This is a genomic window from Alteromonas sp. ABH4_456 (assembly GCF_056160645.1).
In genome coordinates, this window is sequence record NZ_JBSWXO010000002.1 from 247,125 (window position 1) to 263,768 (window position 16,644).

Genomic DNA, 16,644 nt, shown 5'->3' on the forward strand with positions numbered 1-16,644 from the left:
AATAATAAGGTTATTTTTCCTTCAACACGCCGTTTTACTTCCCCCAGTATGCAAAAGCCATTTAGGTTGAACTGATTCACCGTTTAGCTGGATGTCAGTCAGGTACAATTGCTTTCCGAACAATTGGTAACGTCCGCGCAGGGCTTGCAGTGACTGCGGTGTATTGCCGGATTGACTTAATGCTGAGGCAATGTGGTTAGCCAGGTTGTAATCAAGACTCTCCGGTACCAGGCGAACCGGCGTACCCGCGGCATTGGCCGCCCTGAGCCAGTGCTTTTCCTGACGACTCATTTCGCCTTGGGCTACCCTTAGCCACCGGCTGCGCGCCTTGTAACGCTTAGGTGAAACAATAGTGAGTGCCTGCCCCTGTAAGAGCGCAAATTCTGCTCCAACACACTGATACAAATATGTGAATAATGCCTCGCGTTCAGCATGCCCTGCCGGCCAGGCAAGCTGAATACTCAGTGATACGTCTTCGCTAAGTTGCGCGTAAATTTGCTGGCTGTATTGTGCTGGCCGTTTTTCGACTTTTACTATTTCCTGAGGCTGCACCGGTGCAATATCATTTAGCTTTGTAAGCAGCTCTGGTTGATGTTCATCTTGTTGTTGCGGCTTTGTCCCGGGCTCCGGCTGCGGTTTTAAAACGGGGGGCCCGGCTGTGACCTGTTTTAACGGAGCAGGAGGCGGTAAAGGCAAAGTAACCGAAGCCAGACGTGTTGCCGACGCATTATCGGGCAAGCTTTCAGCAGGTGCCGACAGGATGATTTGCCGGGTGGCTTGCTTAAGCACGGTGTTCTGATGATATTTCGCCCACAATACCAGCAAAAGCCAGACCAGCAGTATTCCTGCCAACAAATACGCACCTGCCTTCAGCACCCGGTTCATTAGTTGTTCCCCAGTGCACTGCCAAAAGACAGTGCCTGCATTCGCTCACTGATATCCCTCAGATTTGCCTGCTTAACCTGGGTGTTATTCATGGATACCACTTCCCGCTGCTCAGCCACTTCAACAGGAGGCTGAATTTCCACCCCCTGCACGTCACGGGGGGCAACAAAGGAAGGAATATCATCAGAAGCGTTTTGCTCGCGGGCATTAAGCTCTGCCATTTCCTGTTCAAGTTCTGTAATTCGCTGACGCAGCTCTTTTATGGTGTTTTGCTGTTCAGCGTTGCGTGCATCGCTGAGCTGTTGAATACGGTTTTCAACTTCATTAACCAGCTCGTCAGCGCTTTGCTGAATATCATGTTGACTGAAAAAATCATCTACCCAGGCGATACCTGTTTCGTTCTGCGAAGCCAGATACACGCCCGCCCCCGTTACTAAGACTAAAAAGAATAAGGTTTTCATTACGTTTCTCCTTTATTCACAGTAAGCGCCTGTAAACGAATACTACTCCACGCACGAAGTAGCGTGGCCGTTGGCAAACCCACCACTGTGGTCATAAATGCAGTTGAAAATTGTGCCGTTAACTCGCCGATAATGTTTTGAATGGTATCGGGGGTTAAAGGCTGTTCTGACAGCGAACCAATTCCCAGGCTGATCCCCAGCAACGTGAAAGTTAGCGCCAGAGTGGCAATGCCGTTGCCCGCCTGTTGCGCCATTTCCCAGAAGTAGGCGGCCTTGCCATCTGGCATCATCGACTTACACGCATAGATACCTGCTATAAGCAGCAGTGAATAAAGGCCAGCAAATCCCCAGCCGAACACCTGCTGCGCCCACACTAGAAGATCGGGTAATGCTTTGTTGGTGAGGTAGCTTGCCAGTGCTAGCAGAATAACTACGCTGCCGATGCCGGTAAGCACCCAACGACTCCATTTCACCGGTTGCTGTAGGGTATCCATTAGCGTACTCCCGCGTTACTCCGGCTGATGGTTTCCGGTGTGATGTTAAGGGCATACAGCCAGTGGCTGTACGGGTCTCTCTCGCTCTCTGCACTTGCGTGGGCTAAGAAAGTGAGGTCGTAATTAGCAAAGGCTTTTTTCACAATCAGCTTGTCGCTGCTGGCGATACGCTCGTCACGCAGCACCATGCGCTCAATATCGACCATGCGACGATATATCATTTTTGCCTTGCGCTGGCGCTCGTCCATGGACAATGCGGGGTCGCTCATAGTGCTGATCAGCGATGCTCTTTCTCGCTCGAGATTTTCCAGACTGAACAGGCTGTCAGCACTGGCACCACCGGTTAGCAAAACACTGGTGAGTAAAACACTTTTTAAAATCTTCTGAGTAAACATGGTGACCTCCTTAAAGGGTAAATAAATCAACGGCTTCACTGGCTTTATTCACACGGCGCGGGGTGGTTCTCTCGCCGTCATCGCCATACGCAATCTGGTATTCCAGTTCCTGTGCATCCAGCGCCACTAAGCGCGCCATGTAGCTGAGCATTAAACCTTCCTGATCCAGCAACGACTGATGCATTGAGATATCCAGCAGCAATTGACGAAGGTATTCTTCCGAGCTGACTTCGGCCCCGTTTAACATAGGCGATGCGTTAGCTTTATGACGGGCAATGGCATCTTTCAGCTGGGTAATTTGCGACACGTTTTGCGCGTATTCATCAGCATAGGGCGAAGTCTCGCTGAAGCCGGCATGCATCAGGTTCTGATCTACCTGTTCCATCACCTGCTCCATTCGCGCTAACGCCGTTTGCTGCTTTTGTTGTAGCTGTAAACGTTCGGGGTTCTGCACTTTTCCATACTGATTACGAAACTGCTGCAAAATATCCTGATAAACGTGCTGCTTCTGTACCGATGCCTCTTCTCGCAGGTGGTGACTTTCCTGCAAAAGATCCAGATAGTCGGATTTCTGCTGCACCAGTTCGTATTCAATGTTCACTTTGGCTTCACCGGAGACACTGTTTAAGTCATCCTGCAGCATGGCAATGCGTGAGGTTTTATCACTCATCTGGCTGTCAAGGTCGGCCAGACGGCGTGCCATGGGCGAGGAATTAAAATCCTGCTCAACGCGCTTTTCAATAATATTGGCTGGCAGCTTGATAAGGCGGTCACTGGCTTCTGGCTGCCAGTCAGTGGCAGCGGCTATCGACGACATCAGCATGAAGGCCGGAGCGATAAGCAGGGCTTTGCTGATAGCGCGACGGGTTTTACTTTGCGTGGCTGTTTTCATGGCTTGCTCCTTAATGGCTTAACCAGTATTGCTGGCGTTCGATTTCCTGGCGCAGTTCGCGACTGATATTCAGCGACGCCAGTTCCTGTGTGCTCAGATGATTGCCACCTAGTAGCGCGACGGCTGTATCACGGAACGAGGTGTAATCAGGCAGATAGAGATCTTCCCCCGGAAATTGTGTTTCAAAACGGCGAAGCTGCGCGTTAGCCGCATCCGACTCGCCCGCTTTCAGATAAGTGAGTACGGTAGTTGCCATCACCTGCATGACCTGCTCCCGCTCATCCTCTTCCATGTGAAGCGGTAAGGGGCTGGCAATACAATGTTGCATCGCATTGGCCGACGACAGTAACTGAGCCGGTGACTGGCTGGTTTCTGCATGGGCACTCATGGCCTGAGCCTGTTGCAGGCAGACACCATCAACCGCTTTTTCAGCATTGATTTCCGGAGTGCCTTTGCAGGCGGTTAACAGCAAGGCCAGCGCAGCGCCTACGGCTAGCTTGCTGCGACGGTTATGTAAAATTGAAAGGGCGATTCTGGTCATAGTCATATCCTTTTCGTTGGGATACTGACGACTATGAAAGGATTAGGGGAATTTTTTGGCTAAATGAGACTAACCCTACCAGGTAACCGTTTTTTCTTGCTGAAACAAAGTTTCATTACGACGGTTGATTCGAGTTAACGTGTAGGTATTACCCTCAACTGTCAGCATTGCACGCATATCCAGTTCATCGAGCATTTTGTCCAGGTTTCGGCTCAGTTTGGCTGTGCCAATTCTTGAACGATACAAAACGATTGTACTGGTATGGCGTTGCTCAATGGGGCGATGAGTCCAATAGCCACTGAAGATAACCAGATATTGTTCTATATCCATATAGTCTTCTACGCTGAAGCCATTAAGTTCCAGATAGTAGTCCTTTACCATATCGTTAGTACCGCCGTTGTCCTGGCCTTCTAACAGCCAGTCGAGCTTTTCAGCAAGAACAGCACCCAGCTCTTCGCCGAGAATTTTCGCTTTATCGCCAACTGATTCCAGCACACACTCACGATCACAATTGGTGGGCACGTTCCACGCGTTACCGCTGTTTACTTCAAAATAGTCGTAAATTTGGCCTGACTGCACGTTCAGAATACGCCCCGTAATGTGGGTATGTATTTCTGAGGTGTCACTTTGATTCTCCAGCGACGCATAAATAGTAAATACGACTACTGCGTCAATAGACGGGCGGGTCATTGAGCGGGCTATATCAATCAGTTCAGCGTTAGAACGCCGGGAAACACCCGGTTTAAAGCTATCCAGTGTGATGGCTGTTTCGTCATAAACATTGAAGCCATCTGAACTCAACGGCCCTTGCAGCTCAGTGATAACACGAGTAAAAACACGACTGCTCTGGGGTACCGTATCTCTGTCAACATCTTCACCAAATACCAGAATATTCCGATTATGTGTTAACTCAACAGCCCAGCTCGTCACAAATTTCCCTGTGCAAGGGGTTCCCTTTATTTCTTCATTCTTCTGTTTCCGGATAGTTGAAAGCGACTTGAGAATTGGCTGAAATTCATTGCTGGTTTCCACCATATCCTTCAGCTCATCTTGTTTTTTCCTACGTTCAATTAAATGATGAAACCACTCCTCAAAGTCACGGAACTGTGGGCGGCCCTTCGCTTCAAATAATTCATTGTGTCCGGTCTCTGTCTTGTCTGACTGCTTCGGGCCAGACTGCTTGACCGCTGTATTATTTAAGCTGTCGCCAACCGAGGTGTTAGCAGCATAGTGATTGCTGAACCAATAGAGACCAATCGCCGCGGCTAGCACCAGCCAGAAAAACGCTTTCACAGGTGTTGTTCCTTTACTGAACATACTGAAGTCGTCCACTCATCAATCTGCTAATTTCAAACGCTAAAGCACCGCATTCACTATTTTCTCAGCCCACTCAAAACCCAGCAGGTTAGCGCCAACGACGACAATGGCACCATAAAATAAGAAACCGAAAGCCACCTCCAGAATACCCACAGCCAGCTTAATAGCGTAATAAATGATATATAGCCCCACAAAACTCAAGCCGAAGATACCAGCGCCGACAAGCCCAACATGAAGAATGGTTTCAGCTTCCGGGAAAGCAACGAACATGGCAATAACTGCCAGCACCATTGAAATGCCCTGGATGGTTTCCAACACCGACGATGAGTTTTTCGCTTTTGCGCTGGATTTTCCAGTGGCAGTGGTTGGCGCTGTTTTCTTTTTAGTTTTAGGCGGCTGTGGTGTAGGTAGATCGGGTTTATAAATGGTGCCGCTGCCATGGCAGTTCCAGCAGGTTTCCTTAATCGTGCTGTACGACTTACCGCTACCGCTGCAACTTGTGCAGGCCACATTGGTGTGACTGCCGTGTCCGCTGCCGCCGCAGCTGTAACAGTTTTCGTGATTGCCGGTATCGATATTGCCCATGCCGTGGCAGATTGTGCATTGTGTAGTAGCCATTTTCCCTTCCCCTTTTTTATCAGATGGGTGAAACCGACAGCATTCCTGGTTTGCGTATTGAGGCGTTATTGCCTTATGTGAAAGGGATTATGAGAGGATTTGGGATTATTTTTGTGATGAATTGGATAGTTTGTTAGGACTTTGATGTTTCAGTAGCCCGACGCTGGCGCCGGGAAAAGAATAAGCAAAAGGGAAAAACGTGCCTGCGGCTCAATGTTGCACTGCGCGCACGCACATCCCTTGAAATTGCAGCCGTTTACCCGGCCGTCAGTGTTACTCTTCCCAGCTGTTCAGATCATCCTGACGTGAGCTTCGGGGCTGGCTTTTGGAAATTGTTGCCGAGTTACCACTTACTCTCACCGTTCCTTCAATTTCCAGCTCATTCAGCACCCGGTTCAGATTCTGACTGAGCTTGTTACGGCTGATGGCTGCGCGGTACATAACCTCAGCGAACTCCCGGCTTTTATTCGCGTAACGCATACTCTGGTAACCAGAGAAAATTGTCAGATATTCCTCGATGTCGGTCATTTCCTGATTGCTGAAACCATCAAAGGTAAGCATAAACTCAGTCGGTGCAGGGCCATCAGCATCAGGCGCTTTACGCTTACGGGCCTGTTTGCCAGCGCTGCGTGACGGCAAGCTAGACAGGATTTGTTCTGTCACTTCACCGGTGGTGGACATCAGCGAATCACCGATGTTTTCGTGAAGGCAAATACTGGTGCAGTCGGGATCGGTATTCACAGTACGCCCATCGACGGTGAACGAACCGGCATAGCGGCCGCTGCCCGGAGCAAGGGTCTGCCCGGAGACAATGGTAGATACCCGGTTGCTGTAGCGGGTTTCATCCACCATTCCCACCGCGGAAAGTATGATCACATAGTCAATGGGCGCGCGGCTGTAGCTCCGGGCCATATCCAGAATGGCGGCCTTGCTGGTTTCGCCGGAGTAGGTGAATTCCGTTGATGCGTCATACACATTCACACCGGCACTGTCGAGATCACCGGACACCGCGCGAACGAATCGCTGCATCTGACTGCTTGTGGCAGGTATGGCATCGCTGATGTCGTCCTGCACCATCACCAGTACATTAACTGGCTTATCTTTGGTACTTGCACAGGCGGTAAGCAAAACCACCATCAGGCTAATCAATAATTTTTTCATTGTCCTTCCCAGGTTAATCATGTCGTTACTCTGACTATGCAAGGATTTGGCGATTTTTACGGCGAAACGGCAACCGCACTGCCAAATAGCAGTGCGGATATCAGAGGATTTTTTATGCTCATCGCCGTGTCCCGCGACTTACCAGCCGTCGTTCTCAGCAGGCTTACGCTTTTCACCGCGACGGGTGATACGGTTAAGGGTGTAGGTATTTCCCTCTACCGTTAGCGTTGCACGCATGTCGAGTTCGCCCAGCATTTTGTTCAGGTTGCGGCTCAGTTTGGCTGTGCCGATGCTTGAACGATACAGAACCTTAGTGCTGGTATGACGCTGTTCAGAGGGGCGATGTGAATCGTAGCCGCTGAAGATAACCAGATATTCTTCGATGTCCATGTAGTCTTCTGCGCTGAAGCCATTAAATTCCAGATAGTAGTCAGTAACCATGTCGTTGGTACCGCCGTTGCCACGGCCTTCTACCAGCCAGTCGAGCTTTTCAGCCAGTACTGCACCCAGCTCTTCACCAAGAATTTTCGCTTTATCACCAACCGATTCCAGCACACACTCACGGTTGCAGTTAGTCGGCGCGTTCCAGGTTTTACCGCTGTTTACTTCAAAATGGTCGTAAATCTTTCCTGACTGCACGTTCAGGATACGCCCCTGAATACGGGCATGAATTTTTGAGGTGTAGCTCTTTTTTTCCAGCGACGCATAAATAGTAAATACCACCACTGCGTCAATCGGTGGGCGGGTCATGGAGCGGGCAATATCAAACAGTTCAGCGTTCGCACGGCGGGAGACACCCTGTTTAAAGTTATCCAGCGTGATGGCGGTTTCATCATAAACATCGAAACCAACGTAACTGAGTTGCCCCTGCAATTCAGTGATGACGCGGGTAAAAACACGGCTGCTCCGGGGAACCGAATCTTTGTCGGCGTCTTCACCAAATACCAGAATATTTGGGTTATCAGCTGCCTCAACAGCGGGAACGGCACTCAGGCCGAGTGACAACGTTAAAACCAGGGTTTTGAATAAATGACGCATAATAGTTCCTTTAAATGTTGTGTTCTTTACTACCACTACTTATAAAAACGTTTGGTGAATTTTTCTTTCACCATTGCACACAGGTGACATTCCCATCGTCATCCACCACTTCCATTCCCTCACCATCACAGCTTGTCTTTTTGGGAGCCGGTGCAGGTGCCGCTCGAGCCGGGGCAGGCTTTGCCGGAGCGGCTGCTTCAGGTGGCTCTGCCGTCCTTCGCGTTGAAGGTGCTGGTGTTGGCTTCGGTGCTGCCGGGGCAGGGCGGGCAGAACGGGAGGCAGGAAGATAAGCGCTGATTTCCTGATATACCTTTGAGGCCAGAATGCCCTCGTTATACACGCCCCTGCCCTGATTGCTTATGCCTGCATGGTGCAGGGCAATGATGCTGGTTCCGTCAGCAGAGAATACCGGTGAGCCGCTGGATCCCCCTTCAGTATCAGCGAAATAATGTACGAGGCCAAGGTCGAGGTCTGCAGATTTAAGCGCGGTATTTTTCAGTGCGACTTCCTTGGAGCGTCCTGCCGGATGCTGGATAATCTTTACACCAGTGGACGCCCTGAGTTTATCGTCAGTACTTTCCATTTCCAGCCAGCCAAGCTGATTACCAATCGGCCGATCAAGACGGTAGAGAGCATAATCAAGCTGGGCGTTATATTTCACCAGCTCTTTCGCTCGCAACACGGGGTAGGTTGCAACCACTTTGAAATCTTCAACGTAGTAATTGAAACTGAATAAATAGTCGGACAACGGTATCTGCTGACCGCCGGAAAAAGCGCAGTGCTCGTTGGTAAGAAACAAATCAGGCCCCACCAGACTGCCGGTACAAATGGGCATGCCCTTGTAAAACACCGCGCCGATTTTGAGGCTGAGTTTGTAGAGATCGCTGGAGGGCGGATAGTCGCGCATTTTTTCGAAATCAGCCTTTCCTACCACTGCCTGTGTACCATAGTCCATTTCAGTCTGAGTGACCGGTGCGAAAAATTCAGAGGTTGGAAATTCAGTGGCAGCCCGGAATTCCTGCGCCTGCGAGATAGCAGCCGAACACAGTAATCCGGTTACATATAATAAAGTCAGAATTTTCACCATACTCTCCTTAGTTGGTTTAACGTTTTCTGAAGCGTACTGACTCTGGCGCTACCGGCTGCCATTCATCGCCTGATCGATTTTTTACCCTGAACGTCGTGCCATCCAGCTCGAAGGCAGCAGCAGCCTGCCACTTATCGCCGTTCGCTGTTTCTGCAACGAAGCTTTCATTACTCATAGAAAGCGGCGATTCAATCTCGGTGACCGGATAGGCGAGCTGTTCTTCACCGTGATAGAAAGTGGCTTTTACCTTTGGCGGCAGACTTTCCAGCATGGCATTGTCGCCGGCGTAAGCCGGCCACAGATAGCCGCCCTTTTGCACCATAAACAATGAATTCTGTGCCATCATCGCCCATTGAAAATCGGTGTAGGCAGGTTGTTGAAATACCAACACCGGTTCATCTTCGGTAGTCTGGCAGCCAGAAAGCAGGGCCAGAGCCATTGCAGGAATAGCGGTTTTAACCAGTCGCATAATCAGCTCCTATCTAAGGTACTGTTTGTCTTTCTGAATTTTTTCCACATCCTGACGTTCTGCCAGGGCATGAAACTGTTCTGTGGTTATCTCCACCAGCACCTGATCCGTCACCTCGAATTCAAGCAGAATATCTATGCCTTCATTTGTCAGCCATTCCCTGAACGCTGACTTGTCGGCCTTCAGTGAAGTTGTCACTATCACCAAAGCAGGATCCTCACGGTCCAGCACCTCGCAAACATCAGGAAATCGCTCACAGTGTTCGCCCCGTTTATCACCGCAGCCAGACAGGCCTGCGGCAATCAACAGAAGCATGGCGAATCGTTTGACTACCATTGGATGTCTCCCTGTTCGGATGGGCTGCACTCATCGTCGCTGATGATGATACCGTCGATATTGTCACTGCATGTGTCATCGGGCTTTGTTGGTGCGCGAGGGCGCGCCGGAGCAGGCCGGGTGGTATTCTGAGCCGCCAGCCAGGTGATGGCTTCAGGTAACCACAGCGCGGTTGTCGTGAGGCGGTTTCTGGGATCGGTAAAGCGTTTGCCATGGCTGAGTGCCGCTATGAGCTGCGCCGCAGTCGCATCGGGAAAACCGGAACGAAGTAACGCAACCGCACCTGCTACCTGCGGCGTGGCCATGGATGTACCGGAAGCCACCTTGTACTGTCCGTTCAGCGTAGATGAATTGATTTTTCCGCCCGGTGCGACAATATCGAGAGCGGTATAACTGTTCGAATAGGCTGAAATGCTGCCGTCTGGTTCGGTGGAGCCAACGGTCACTGCGGTCGAAATACAGGCCGGACTGGCTACACCGGCTGTCTGTCCGTCATTGCCGGACGCAACGACGGTGACCACGCCTTTATCTGCCAGCAAATCAATAAAGCGCTTCACCGGTGAATCATCGCAGGTACGGGTGAAATAGCCGCCGCCAAGGCTCATGTTTACCGCTGCGATTTTGCGTTCTTCAGCGTGTTCGTATACCCATTCCAGCGCCTGCATAATGTCGCTGTCACGGGTGATGACACGTTGTCCTACGTTGGAAAAGGTATTGAGCGCAATCAGGTTTGCCCGTGCGGCAACGCCGCTGAACTCTGCATTCTGCCCCGCCACTATACCGGCTACATGCGTGCCGTGATAACACGATGCGTTGCCACGGCAGGGTTGCCCTGCAGCAATACCTACCGCTCGTTTCTCACCACCGGGACAGGAGCCGTTAAAAGAGAAGCAAGCACCGTCGACCACCCGGTTTTGCAGGAACGGATGGGATACCTCTACGCCAGAATCGATAATTGCCACGGAAAATCCTGAGCCGGCAGGACTATCAGCGGCTATCAGCGGCAGACCAATATTCCGCGCACTGTTTACCAGAGAAACCTGATTTGCCCTGTCCGGATAGATGCCCGCGACCAGATTCGACTGCTTCAGGCGGGCAAACTCAGTGGCAGAGATTGATTTTGCAACCGCTGGCACATTTTTGTACCTCACCAGTTCATTGAAGTTCACCCAACCCATGTCACCGGCCAGTTCAGTCTGGACCTGGTCGATATAGTCCTCCAAATTGAGCCAGCCGCCTGATGACGGTGCTTTTTCCTTTGTCTGTTCAGTACTCTTTAACACCACAATCACTGGCGCAGTTTCCGCATTGCTGTCCCAGGATTCAAGACTGGTGGCGGAAACGGCGGCAGCCCCACCAAAGCTGCTTAGCATCAGCCATAGCCCCGGGACTAACCAGGCAGGGCCTGTCTTTATTCGTCGCTTCAGTCCTAAACCTCTGTGCTTCTTTTCCATGATGCATTGCTCTTGAAAGGTTGGTTAACTTGTTTATGCAAGGGTTTGAGTCATTTATTACCAATCTGGTGAGACATCTTTGACACCAGTCCCGTTCTTTCTCTTCTGTTTTTTTATGAAGCTGTAGGTATTTCCCACTGAGTTAAATCTGACACCAGGAACATGCTTCATGAGTAGCGTATTTAAGTACTTATTGAGGTCTGCAGAGTTCGCACTGGATTCCAGCCAGTACTCAGCCTGGTGGCCCACGACTAATGCAGGGCGATGTTTGTAATACCCTGGCAGGTCTGGCAGTTCGGATTCAATCGCGAACAGCTCTTCGTTGGAGAAATCATTGAAAATGAGGCTGTAGCCGGTAACGAAACTATTGCTGCCTGCTGGCGAGTCACCGGGTTCCATCAACCATTCGAGTTTCTCCGCCAGTACAGAGCCCAGTTCCTGCGCCAGTTGTTTACTGTAGGTGCCGACCACTTCACTCTGACACCCTTTTTCGCAGTTAGCTGCAATGGTCCAGGTCTGGCCGCTTTTAACTTCGAATTCGTCGAGGAACTGCCCGGAGTTTACGTGCAGCAGACGGCCAGTGGCTATCGCACGCACCTTATGCACCGCCGTTCGCTCATCTACCCGAGCATAGAGTGTGAAAATCAGCATGACATCCAATGGCGGTTTGTATATTCCCTTGGCTAAACTAATTAACTGAGCATCACTGCGTCGGAAATTATAGTTCTGCGGCAACAGCGCGGACTCTTCGTACACGTTAAAGCCCCGGTTACTCATCTGCCCCTGTAATGCTGCCAGCATTCGTTTATAGGCACTGTGATCCCTTCCAATGGCATCCGGGTCGATGTCTTCGGTCATAACAATTATGTTGGGATCGTCAGCAGCAGAACTGAATGTGCTGCAAAGCAAGACAAGTGTGAAGACGAAGAACCGGAGCGATATCATCACGATTAAATCTCGAAGCCATCCAGTACATTTTCGGTTTCTGCGGGAATTTCGAGGTTTTTCTCCTTACAATAATTATAGATATAATAAAGTGAGTTAGCGTGGGCGCTGACAAAATCCCAGCCGTTGTAAAGTAAGTATCCGAAAACACTGCCTTTTTCTATTTTATTATTCACATTATCAAGCGTAATGGATCCTTTTGTTACATAGTCATAATAGTCACCAGCGCCCATAAATACTTTTCTCGCCTGTAAAACGCCGAGGCCACCAGGATACAGACCTTTGGTAAAAAGCGCTTTCGTTTCATCGTTCAACTCAGCTTCAGTAATCTTCGATTCATTTAATAACTTCTCGGATTCCACACTCATTTCCACATGCCGTGCGATAGAATCGCGATCGATTACTGCACCGTTTTCGAGGGCTATCCGCTCCGTTCTCAGCTTTGCTGCAGCCTCATCCTTACCAATGGCTTCTAACCAGTATTCATGAGCCGTGAACGTCAAAATGACTGAAGTGCCGTAAGCAGCCAGAAGCGGATCCTGCGATGACAGTGACGCATGGATTGTCATATCTTTGGTGAGGTTTGCGAGCTTTTCCTCGTACTCTGTCTTCTGCGCTGATGCCAGACTACCCATCGCCCCCTGGGTGCTTTCAGCGATATTTTTTGTACTATCAACAAGATTCTGCATCGTACTTTCACACCCGGATAACAGCACGGTGGCGATAATCAGAGACGAATACGCATATTTCATAATAAAACTCCGTTTAATAAATATGTTGTGAATTTAAGTTGTCAGTCAGGCTTTCTGCTAACTGCCGCGCGGCCTGTTGAACGGCATATTGTTTTGCCTTTTGCTTGCTGGTGTCCTCACCATGCCCCGGTTTCTGGCTAGTGGTAACAGTCTGATAACCCACAGGATTAATGACGCTGCCACGAATAGTGGCGGAATATACCTCCATTTTCAAAAACTTGTTATATTCTTCCGGATGCAGTTCGAAACTGCCCACCACAATGAAGAATTTATCAGCCCGGGTATTGCTCATTGCAGTTGCCACCTCAACCTGTCGCCAGTCGGTGGTGCCGGTTTGCACATACAAATCAGAAAGGCGCTGTTTATCAAACACGCCGCCAGTCATGGCGTTGAACTGATAGGTGGAGAGCACGTTGAAACCTTTGTCGGTAAATATGCGATTTACCTCCGCTTCAACCTCTGCAGACAGGCTCACCGGAATAAACCCCTTGTTGGTAGCCTCGCGGCCTACAAACACAACTGCAAAAGCCGAACGGCTTTCCAAATCCACCCGCTTTACGGTGGCAAACTTTGAAAGTCGGTTTTTTAGCATTGCGGGGTCAAACTTCATGCGTATAACAGTAACCCAGTCACCATCCTCCTTAGCCTGCTGTTTGATCTGGTAGTCATCCACCAGCTCCTGCCAGCGTTCCATCAGTTGGTCTCTGGTCACATATTGCTCATAAGTCGGGCGAAAATCCGGTTCCTGCTTTTTGAAATAGCGGTCGATAGCATCCACAACAGCCAGATCGACAGACAGTGCTTTTTGCGCCTCATCAGCAGGATCTACCCGTGAAATGCCTTCTACCGTCATGTCTTTAGCGAGGATAGAAAATGAAAGCAGTAAACAACTAATCAGAATCAGATTGCGCATGATTTATAAGCCTTTTCCAGTTGAATCATCTGCCGCAGCTGTGCCCGGTTGAATTTCTGCATCCTGTGCTTCGCATGACCCGGTTGATGAATGGTTGTCACCGTTATTTCCAGCAGCTCATTAAGGGATTCACGGAATGCCGCCCACTCATCAACGGACAATTTAGAGACAGGAATCACTTTCAGCGCGCCATTTTTAATTCTGCTCTGAAACAACTGCTGCTTCCGCACACCCAATTGCTGTACTTCAAAATCAATGGCACTGACATAGTTGAATGCTTTGCCGGACGGCTTTTCATCCTCCAGCTTTTTACCAAAGCCACGCAGATGCAGACTGACGCCGAAAGCAGGTTCGGGGAGTGTAAGGTTGTATGTCACGTCCTGGCCGTAAAATCGCCCTTGCATGGCAATGATACTTGAGTCCACTACATAAGGTTGTATCGCGACATGACGGGCCAGGTGCAGCTGGGTGATAAACTTGTGAGCGATGAACTGTTTGAGCTGATAATTATCGTCGGCTTTCATCTTTTCAGGCAGGAAGGGATCGGATTTTTCAGCATTAACGGTGACATCGGTTACGGCTATCTGAACCAGTTTTGTGGTAGGTGAGCGTAGCGATTTAACATGACTGATAAACTGCTGAGCAATGCTGGGCTTATCGAGGTCTGGCGCCATCAACATTTCATTGATGTTCTGACGAATGAGATTCTCGGTATCCCCACAAGCTCCCAGTTCTCTGATATCTTTTCTGACAATTTTTGGATTCATTGGCAGGGAAGCAACGATCTGCGAGTCCTTCACGTCGAAAACTACCGTTTGCGCGGATAGCTGAATATCGATTCTGCACATTCCCTTGCCGATACGAGAAAACTGGTTATCGCCATAACCCGTTACCATGAAGTCTTCACTGTATTTGCTGATCTCCACAAATTCGCGGTCAATCATCAGCGCCACCGCATACCGGTGGCCAGAATCCTTATTCAGACGTCGCCCGGAGATGATCACGTTGTCAGGTTCAACAGCCTGCAATTTTTCATACAGCGCTACTGCGAGGTCATTTTCCTCAACCAGTTTTGCGCTGTATGGATAACGTTTACCAATGGCAGACGTAGACCCCTGAAACGTCACGCCTGCAAATGCAACTGTATCTTTCAGTTCACCTGCACTGACAGACGGCACGAATAAACCTCGAATCGCCAGACTCAGGAAGATGGTTAACCAGACTATATTTATATTAAGCGGCGTCGAACGACGCCGGAAGAGCTGCCAGAACATAATACCCATTGCCTCAACTATCCTTTGTAATTGGCTATAAAAGCATTTGCTCGATTTTCGTCCTACCAGACTATAGCAAGGATCGTTTTTGTGCAAACTTTGATCAATTTCGCAGGCGATAAAATGTTGAGATACTTAAAAGATACATATTTCGCTTATCAGATTTGGAAATGAGATTTTTCGATGATTTAATTCACCAAGTAAATTAACTTATTTATCACATTTCCAGTGTTGTGATGAATAAGGATCCTGTCATTGAAACGGTTTACTTCTGTTGTATCGAAAAGCAGTCTGGCGCTGCTGGTTTTTGCGAGCTCTCATGCACTCAGTAACACACCGCCGCCGGTGGATGAATTTACCGGCAAGCCCAGAGTGTTTGTTTTCACTGATATGGGCAACGAGCCGGACGATCAGATGTCCATGGTGCGCCTGCTGACCTATTCCAATGAACTGGACATTGAGGGCCTTATTGCAACTACGTCTACCTGGCAGAAAGAAAAGCGGGAAACAGACACCATAGCCGGTATTATTTCCGCTTACGGCGAAGTACGCAGCAACCTGATGAAACATGCTGACGGCTGGCCGGAAGCAGCATATCTGCAAAGTCTGGTGAATGTGGGTCAGCCGGGCTACGGCATGGCCAGTACAGGCAAAGGGCAATCGTCCCCGGGTTCTGAAGCGCTGATTGCCGCCGTCGATAAAAGCGATCCCCGACCGGTTTGGGTAACAGTGTGGGGTGGCGCAAATACGCTGGCACAGGCACTGATGGATGTGAAAGCGAACCGCTCAGAGGCTGAACTTAAAGCATTTGAGAAGAAGCTTCGCGTTTATTCTATTTCTGATCAGGATGATGCCGGTCCGTGGATCCGCAAGCACTTTCCTGATGTCAGCTATATCGTAAAGCCTTCGTCTCCCGACGGCGGTGAATATGCTTACGCTACCTGGACAGGCATCGCCGGTGATGAATATTATCAAAACGGCAAGGGTGCTGACTTCACCACCGTATCGAATGAGTGGCTGGAAGAAAATATCCGTAAAAAGGGCCCGCTGGGTAAGCATTACCTGAGATATGCATTCATTATGGAAGGTGACACTCCGGCCTTTCTGGGATTGACCGCTAACGGACTGAACAGTTTCCGCAGCCCGTCCTGGGGCGGCTGGGGAGGACGCTATGTTTACCGTCAACCCTACGGAGAAACACATTCAATCTGGACTCAGGGCGGTGACTGGTTCCCCCGTGTCACGTCTGCCGATACGGTTACAGGCAAAGACGGTGAAACTGTAGTCTCGGATCATGCGACCATCTGGCGCTGGCGTGAGCAGTTTCAGCATGATTTTGCAGCCCGCATGGACTGGACTATCAAGCCCTATGAGGAAGCAAACCACCATCCCGTCGTTTCGGTTAACGGAAACACAGGCACAGAGGTGATTTACGCTGATGTCAAACAGGGGGAGACGCTGGTTCTGGACGCTTCTGCCACAGAAGATCCTGACGGAAATAAACTGTCCTGGCACTGGTTCCATTACGAAGAAGCAGGCTACAGCGGCACACCGGCACTGACCAGCTACCGGCGGATCATCATTAAAACCAGAGAATAATAATTCAGCAACG

Annotated in this window: 19 protein-coding genes; 1 reads left to right on the plus strand and 18 read right to left on the minus strand. The window is 49.8% G+C overall.

The features are described 5' to 3' along the window. Window positions 1–21: 21 nt before the first annotated feature. The 18 genes from ACXAG2_RS04130 to ACXAG2_RS04215 all read right to left on the minus strand — a co-directional run bounded on the left by ACXAG2_RS04130 (window position 22) and on the right by ACXAG2_RS04215 (window position 15,041). Window positions 22–885 carry a hypothetical protein gene (locus ACXAG2_RS04130; protein WP_474864770.1) on the minus strand — a complete coding sequence of 288 codons (864 nt, stop codon included), beginning with the start codon at window positions 883–885 and terminating at the stop codon, window positions 22–24. Beyond that, on the minus strand, window positions 885–1,346 hold the full coding sequence (locus ACXAG2_RS04135; protein ID WP_474864772.1) for a hypothetical protein: 462 nt from the start codon (window positions 1,344–1,346) through the stop codon (window positions 885–887). Before ACXAG2_RS04135 ends, ACXAG2_RS04130 begins: the two co-directional genes overlap by 1 nt. Further along, window positions 1,346–1,840, minus strand: coding sequence for a hypothetical protein (locus ACXAG2_RS04140; protein ID WP_474841940.1), 495 nt, complete (start codon window positions 1,838–1,840; stop codon window positions 1,346–1,348). Before ACXAG2_RS04140 ends, ACXAG2_RS04135 begins: the two co-directional genes overlap by 1 nt. Next, window positions 1,840–2,235, minus strand: coding sequence for a hypothetical protein (locus ACXAG2_RS04145; RefSeq protein ID WP_474841942.1), 396 nt, complete (start codon window positions 2,233–2,235; stop codon window positions 1,840–1,842). The genes ACXAG2_RS04140 and ACXAG2_RS04145 overlap by 1 nt, the downstream gene beginning before the upstream one ends. 10 nt (window positions 2,236–2,245) lie before the next feature. Then, a complete protein-coding gene (locus tag ACXAG2_RS04150) occupies window positions 2,246–3,127 on the minus strand; it encodes a hypothetical protein (protein ID WP_474864773.1) in 882 nt (293 codons plus the stop codon). A gap of 10 nt (window positions 3,128–3,137) precedes the next feature. Then, window positions 3,138–3,668, minus strand: coding sequence for a hypothetical protein (locus ACXAG2_RS04155; protein ID WP_474864775.1), 531 nt, complete (start codon window positions 3,666–3,668; stop codon window positions 3,138–3,140). 75 nt (window positions 3,669–3,743) lie between these two features. Then, complete coding sequence (locus ACXAG2_RS04160) at window positions 3,744–4,961, minus strand: hypothetical protein (RefSeq protein ID WP_474864777.1); 1,218 nt, start codon at window positions 4,959–4,961, stop codon at window positions 3,744–3,746. A 63-nt stretch (window positions 4,962–5,024) separates the two neighbouring features. Further along, on the minus strand, window positions 5,025–5,603 hold the full coding sequence (locus ACXAG2_RS04165) for a hypothetical protein (protein ID WP_474864778.1): 579 nt from the start codon (window positions 5,601–5,603) through the stop codon (window positions 5,025–5,027). A gap of 273 nt (window positions 5,604–5,876) precedes the next feature. Then, a complete protein-coding gene (locus ACXAG2_RS04170) occupies window positions 5,877–6,764 on the minus strand; it encodes a hypothetical protein (protein ID WP_474864780.1) in 888 nt (295 codons plus the stop codon). Between the two features lie 138 nt (window positions 6,765–6,902). Continuing rightward, on the minus strand, window positions 6,903–7,802 hold the full coding sequence (locus tag ACXAG2_RS04175) for a hypothetical protein (RefSeq protein WP_474864781.1): 900 nt from the start codon (window positions 7,800–7,802) through the stop codon (window positions 6,903–6,905). A gap of 67 nt (window positions 7,803–7,869) precedes the next feature. Further along, window positions 7,870–8,889, minus strand: coding sequence for a trypsin-like serine peptidase (locus ACXAG2_RS04180; RefSeq protein WP_474864783.1), 1,020 nt, complete (start codon window positions 8,887–8,889; stop codon window positions 7,870–7,872). A gap of 16 nt (window positions 8,890–8,905) precedes the next feature. After that, window positions 8,906–9,358, minus strand: coding sequence for a hypothetical protein (locus ACXAG2_RS04185; protein ID WP_474864785.1), 453 nt, complete (start codon window positions 9,356–9,358; stop codon window positions 8,906–8,908). A 9-nt stretch (window positions 9,359–9,367) separates the two neighbouring features. Further along, a complete protein-coding gene (locus ACXAG2_RS04190; RefSeq protein ID WP_474864787.1) occupies window positions 9,368–9,694 on the minus strand; it encodes a hypothetical protein in 327 nt (108 codons plus the stop codon). After that, on the minus strand, window positions 9,688–11,148 hold the full coding sequence (locus tag ACXAG2_RS04195) for a S8 family peptidase (RefSeq protein WP_474864789.1): 1,461 nt from the start codon (window positions 11,146–11,148) through the stop codon (window positions 9,688–9,690). The genes ACXAG2_RS04190 and ACXAG2_RS04195 overlap by 7 nt, the downstream gene beginning before the upstream one ends. A 57-nt stretch (window positions 11,149–11,205) precedes the next feature. Beyond that, window positions 11,206–12,006, minus strand: a complete 801-nt coding sequence (locus ACXAG2_RS04200) for a hypothetical protein (protein WP_474864790.1) — start codon at window positions 12,004–12,006, stop codon at window positions 11,206–11,208. 92 nt (window positions 12,007–12,098) lie between these two features. Beyond that, window positions 12,099–12,845, minus strand: a complete 747-nt coding sequence (locus tag ACXAG2_RS04205; protein WP_474864792.1) for a hypothetical protein — start codon at window positions 12,843–12,845, stop codon at window positions 12,099–12,101. Window positions 12,846–12,858: 13 nt separating this feature from the next. Further along, complete coding sequence (locus ACXAG2_RS04210) at window positions 12,859–13,758, minus strand: hypothetical protein (protein ID WP_474864794.1); 900 nt, start codon at window positions 13,756–13,758, stop codon at window positions 12,859–12,861. Continuing rightward, a complete protein-coding gene (locus ACXAG2_RS04215; protein WP_474864796.1) occupies window positions 13,746–15,041 on the minus strand; it encodes a hypothetical protein in 1,296 nt (431 codons plus the stop codon). Before ACXAG2_RS04215 ends, ACXAG2_RS04210 begins: the two co-directional genes overlap by 13 nt. Before the next feature lie 246 nt (window positions 15,042–15,287). Here ACXAG2_RS04215 and ACXAG2_RS04220 point away from each other — a divergent pair, with 246 nt between their 5' ends. Further along, window positions 15,288–16,631, plus strand: a complete 1,344-nt coding sequence (locus tag ACXAG2_RS04220; RefSeq protein ID WP_474864797.1) for a DUF1593 domain-containing protein — start codon at window positions 15,288–15,290, stop codon at window positions 16,629–16,631. Window positions 16,632–16,644 lie beyond the last annotated feature (13 nt).

Excerpts from the sequence above, each read along its gene's own strand:
- ACXAG2_RS04215 (WP_474864796.1), bottom strand. The coding sequence starts at position 15,041 with ATGGGTATTATGTTCTGGCAGCTCTTCCGGCGTCGTTCGACGCCGCTT.
- ACXAG2_RS04210 (WP_474864794.1), bottom strand. The coding sequence starts at position 13,758 with ATGCGCAATCTGATTCTGATTAGTTGTTTACTGCTTTCATTTTCTATC.
- ACXAG2_RS04135 (WP_474864772.1), bottom strand. The coding sequence starts at position 1,346 with ATGAAAACCTTATTCTTTTTAGTCTTAGTAACGGGGGCGGGCGTGTAT.
- ACXAG2_RS04205 (WP_474864792.1), bottom strand. The coding sequence starts at position 12,845 with ATGAAATATGCGTATTCGTCTCTGATTATCGCCACCGTGCTGTTATCC.
- ACXAG2_RS04150 (WP_474864773.1), bottom strand. The coding sequence starts at position 3,127 with ATGAAAACAGCCACGCAAAGTAAAACCCGTCGCGCTATCAGCAAAGCC.
- ACXAG2_RS04165 (WP_474864778.1), bottom strand. The coding sequence starts at position 5,603 with ATGGCTACTACACAATGCACAATCTGCCACGGCATGGGCAATATCGAT.
- ACXAG2_RS04130 (WP_474864770.1), bottom strand. The coding sequence starts at position 885 with ATGAACCGGGTGCTGAAGGCAGGTGCGTATTTGTTGGCAGGAATACTG.
- ACXAG2_RS04190 (WP_474864787.1), bottom strand. The coding sequence starts at position 9,694 with ATGGTAGTCAAACGATTCGCCATGCTTCTGTTGATTGCCGCAGGCCTG.
- ACXAG2_RS04140 (WP_474841940.1), bottom strand. The coding sequence starts at position 1,840 with ATGGATACCCTACAGCAACCGGTGAAATGGAGTCGTTGGGTGCTTACC.
- ACXAG2_RS04170 (WP_474864780.1), bottom strand. The coding sequence starts at position 6,764 with ATGAAAAAATTATTGATTAGCCTGATGGTGGTTTTGCTTACCGCCTGT.
- ACXAG2_RS04175 (WP_474864781.1), bottom strand. The coding sequence starts at position 7,802 with ATGCGTCATTTATTCAAAACCCTGGTTTTAACGTTGTCACTCGGCCTG.
- ACXAG2_RS04185 (WP_474864785.1), bottom strand. The coding sequence starts at position 9,358 with ATGCGACTGGTTAAAACCGCTATTCCTGCAATGGCTCTGGCCCTGCTT.
- ACXAG2_RS04195 (WP_474864789.1), bottom strand. The coding sequence starts at position 11,148 with ATGGAAAAGAAGCACAGAGGTTTAGGACTGAAGCGACGAATAAAGACA.
- ACXAG2_RS04145 (WP_474841942.1), bottom strand. The coding sequence starts at position 2,235 with ATGTTTACTCAGAAGATTTTAAAAAGTGTTTTACTCACCAGTGTTTTG.
- ACXAG2_RS04155 (WP_474864775.1), bottom strand. The coding sequence starts at position 3,668 with ATGACCAGAATCGCCCTTTCAATTTTACATAACCGTCGCAGCAAGCTA.
- ACXAG2_RS04200 (WP_474864790.1), bottom strand. The coding sequence starts at position 12,006 with ATGACCGAAGACATCGACCCGGATGCCATTGGAAGGGATCACAGTGCC.
- ACXAG2_RS04180 (WP_474864783.1), bottom strand. The coding sequence starts at position 8,889 with ATGGTGAAAATTCTGACTTTATTATATGTAACCGGATTACTGTGTTCG.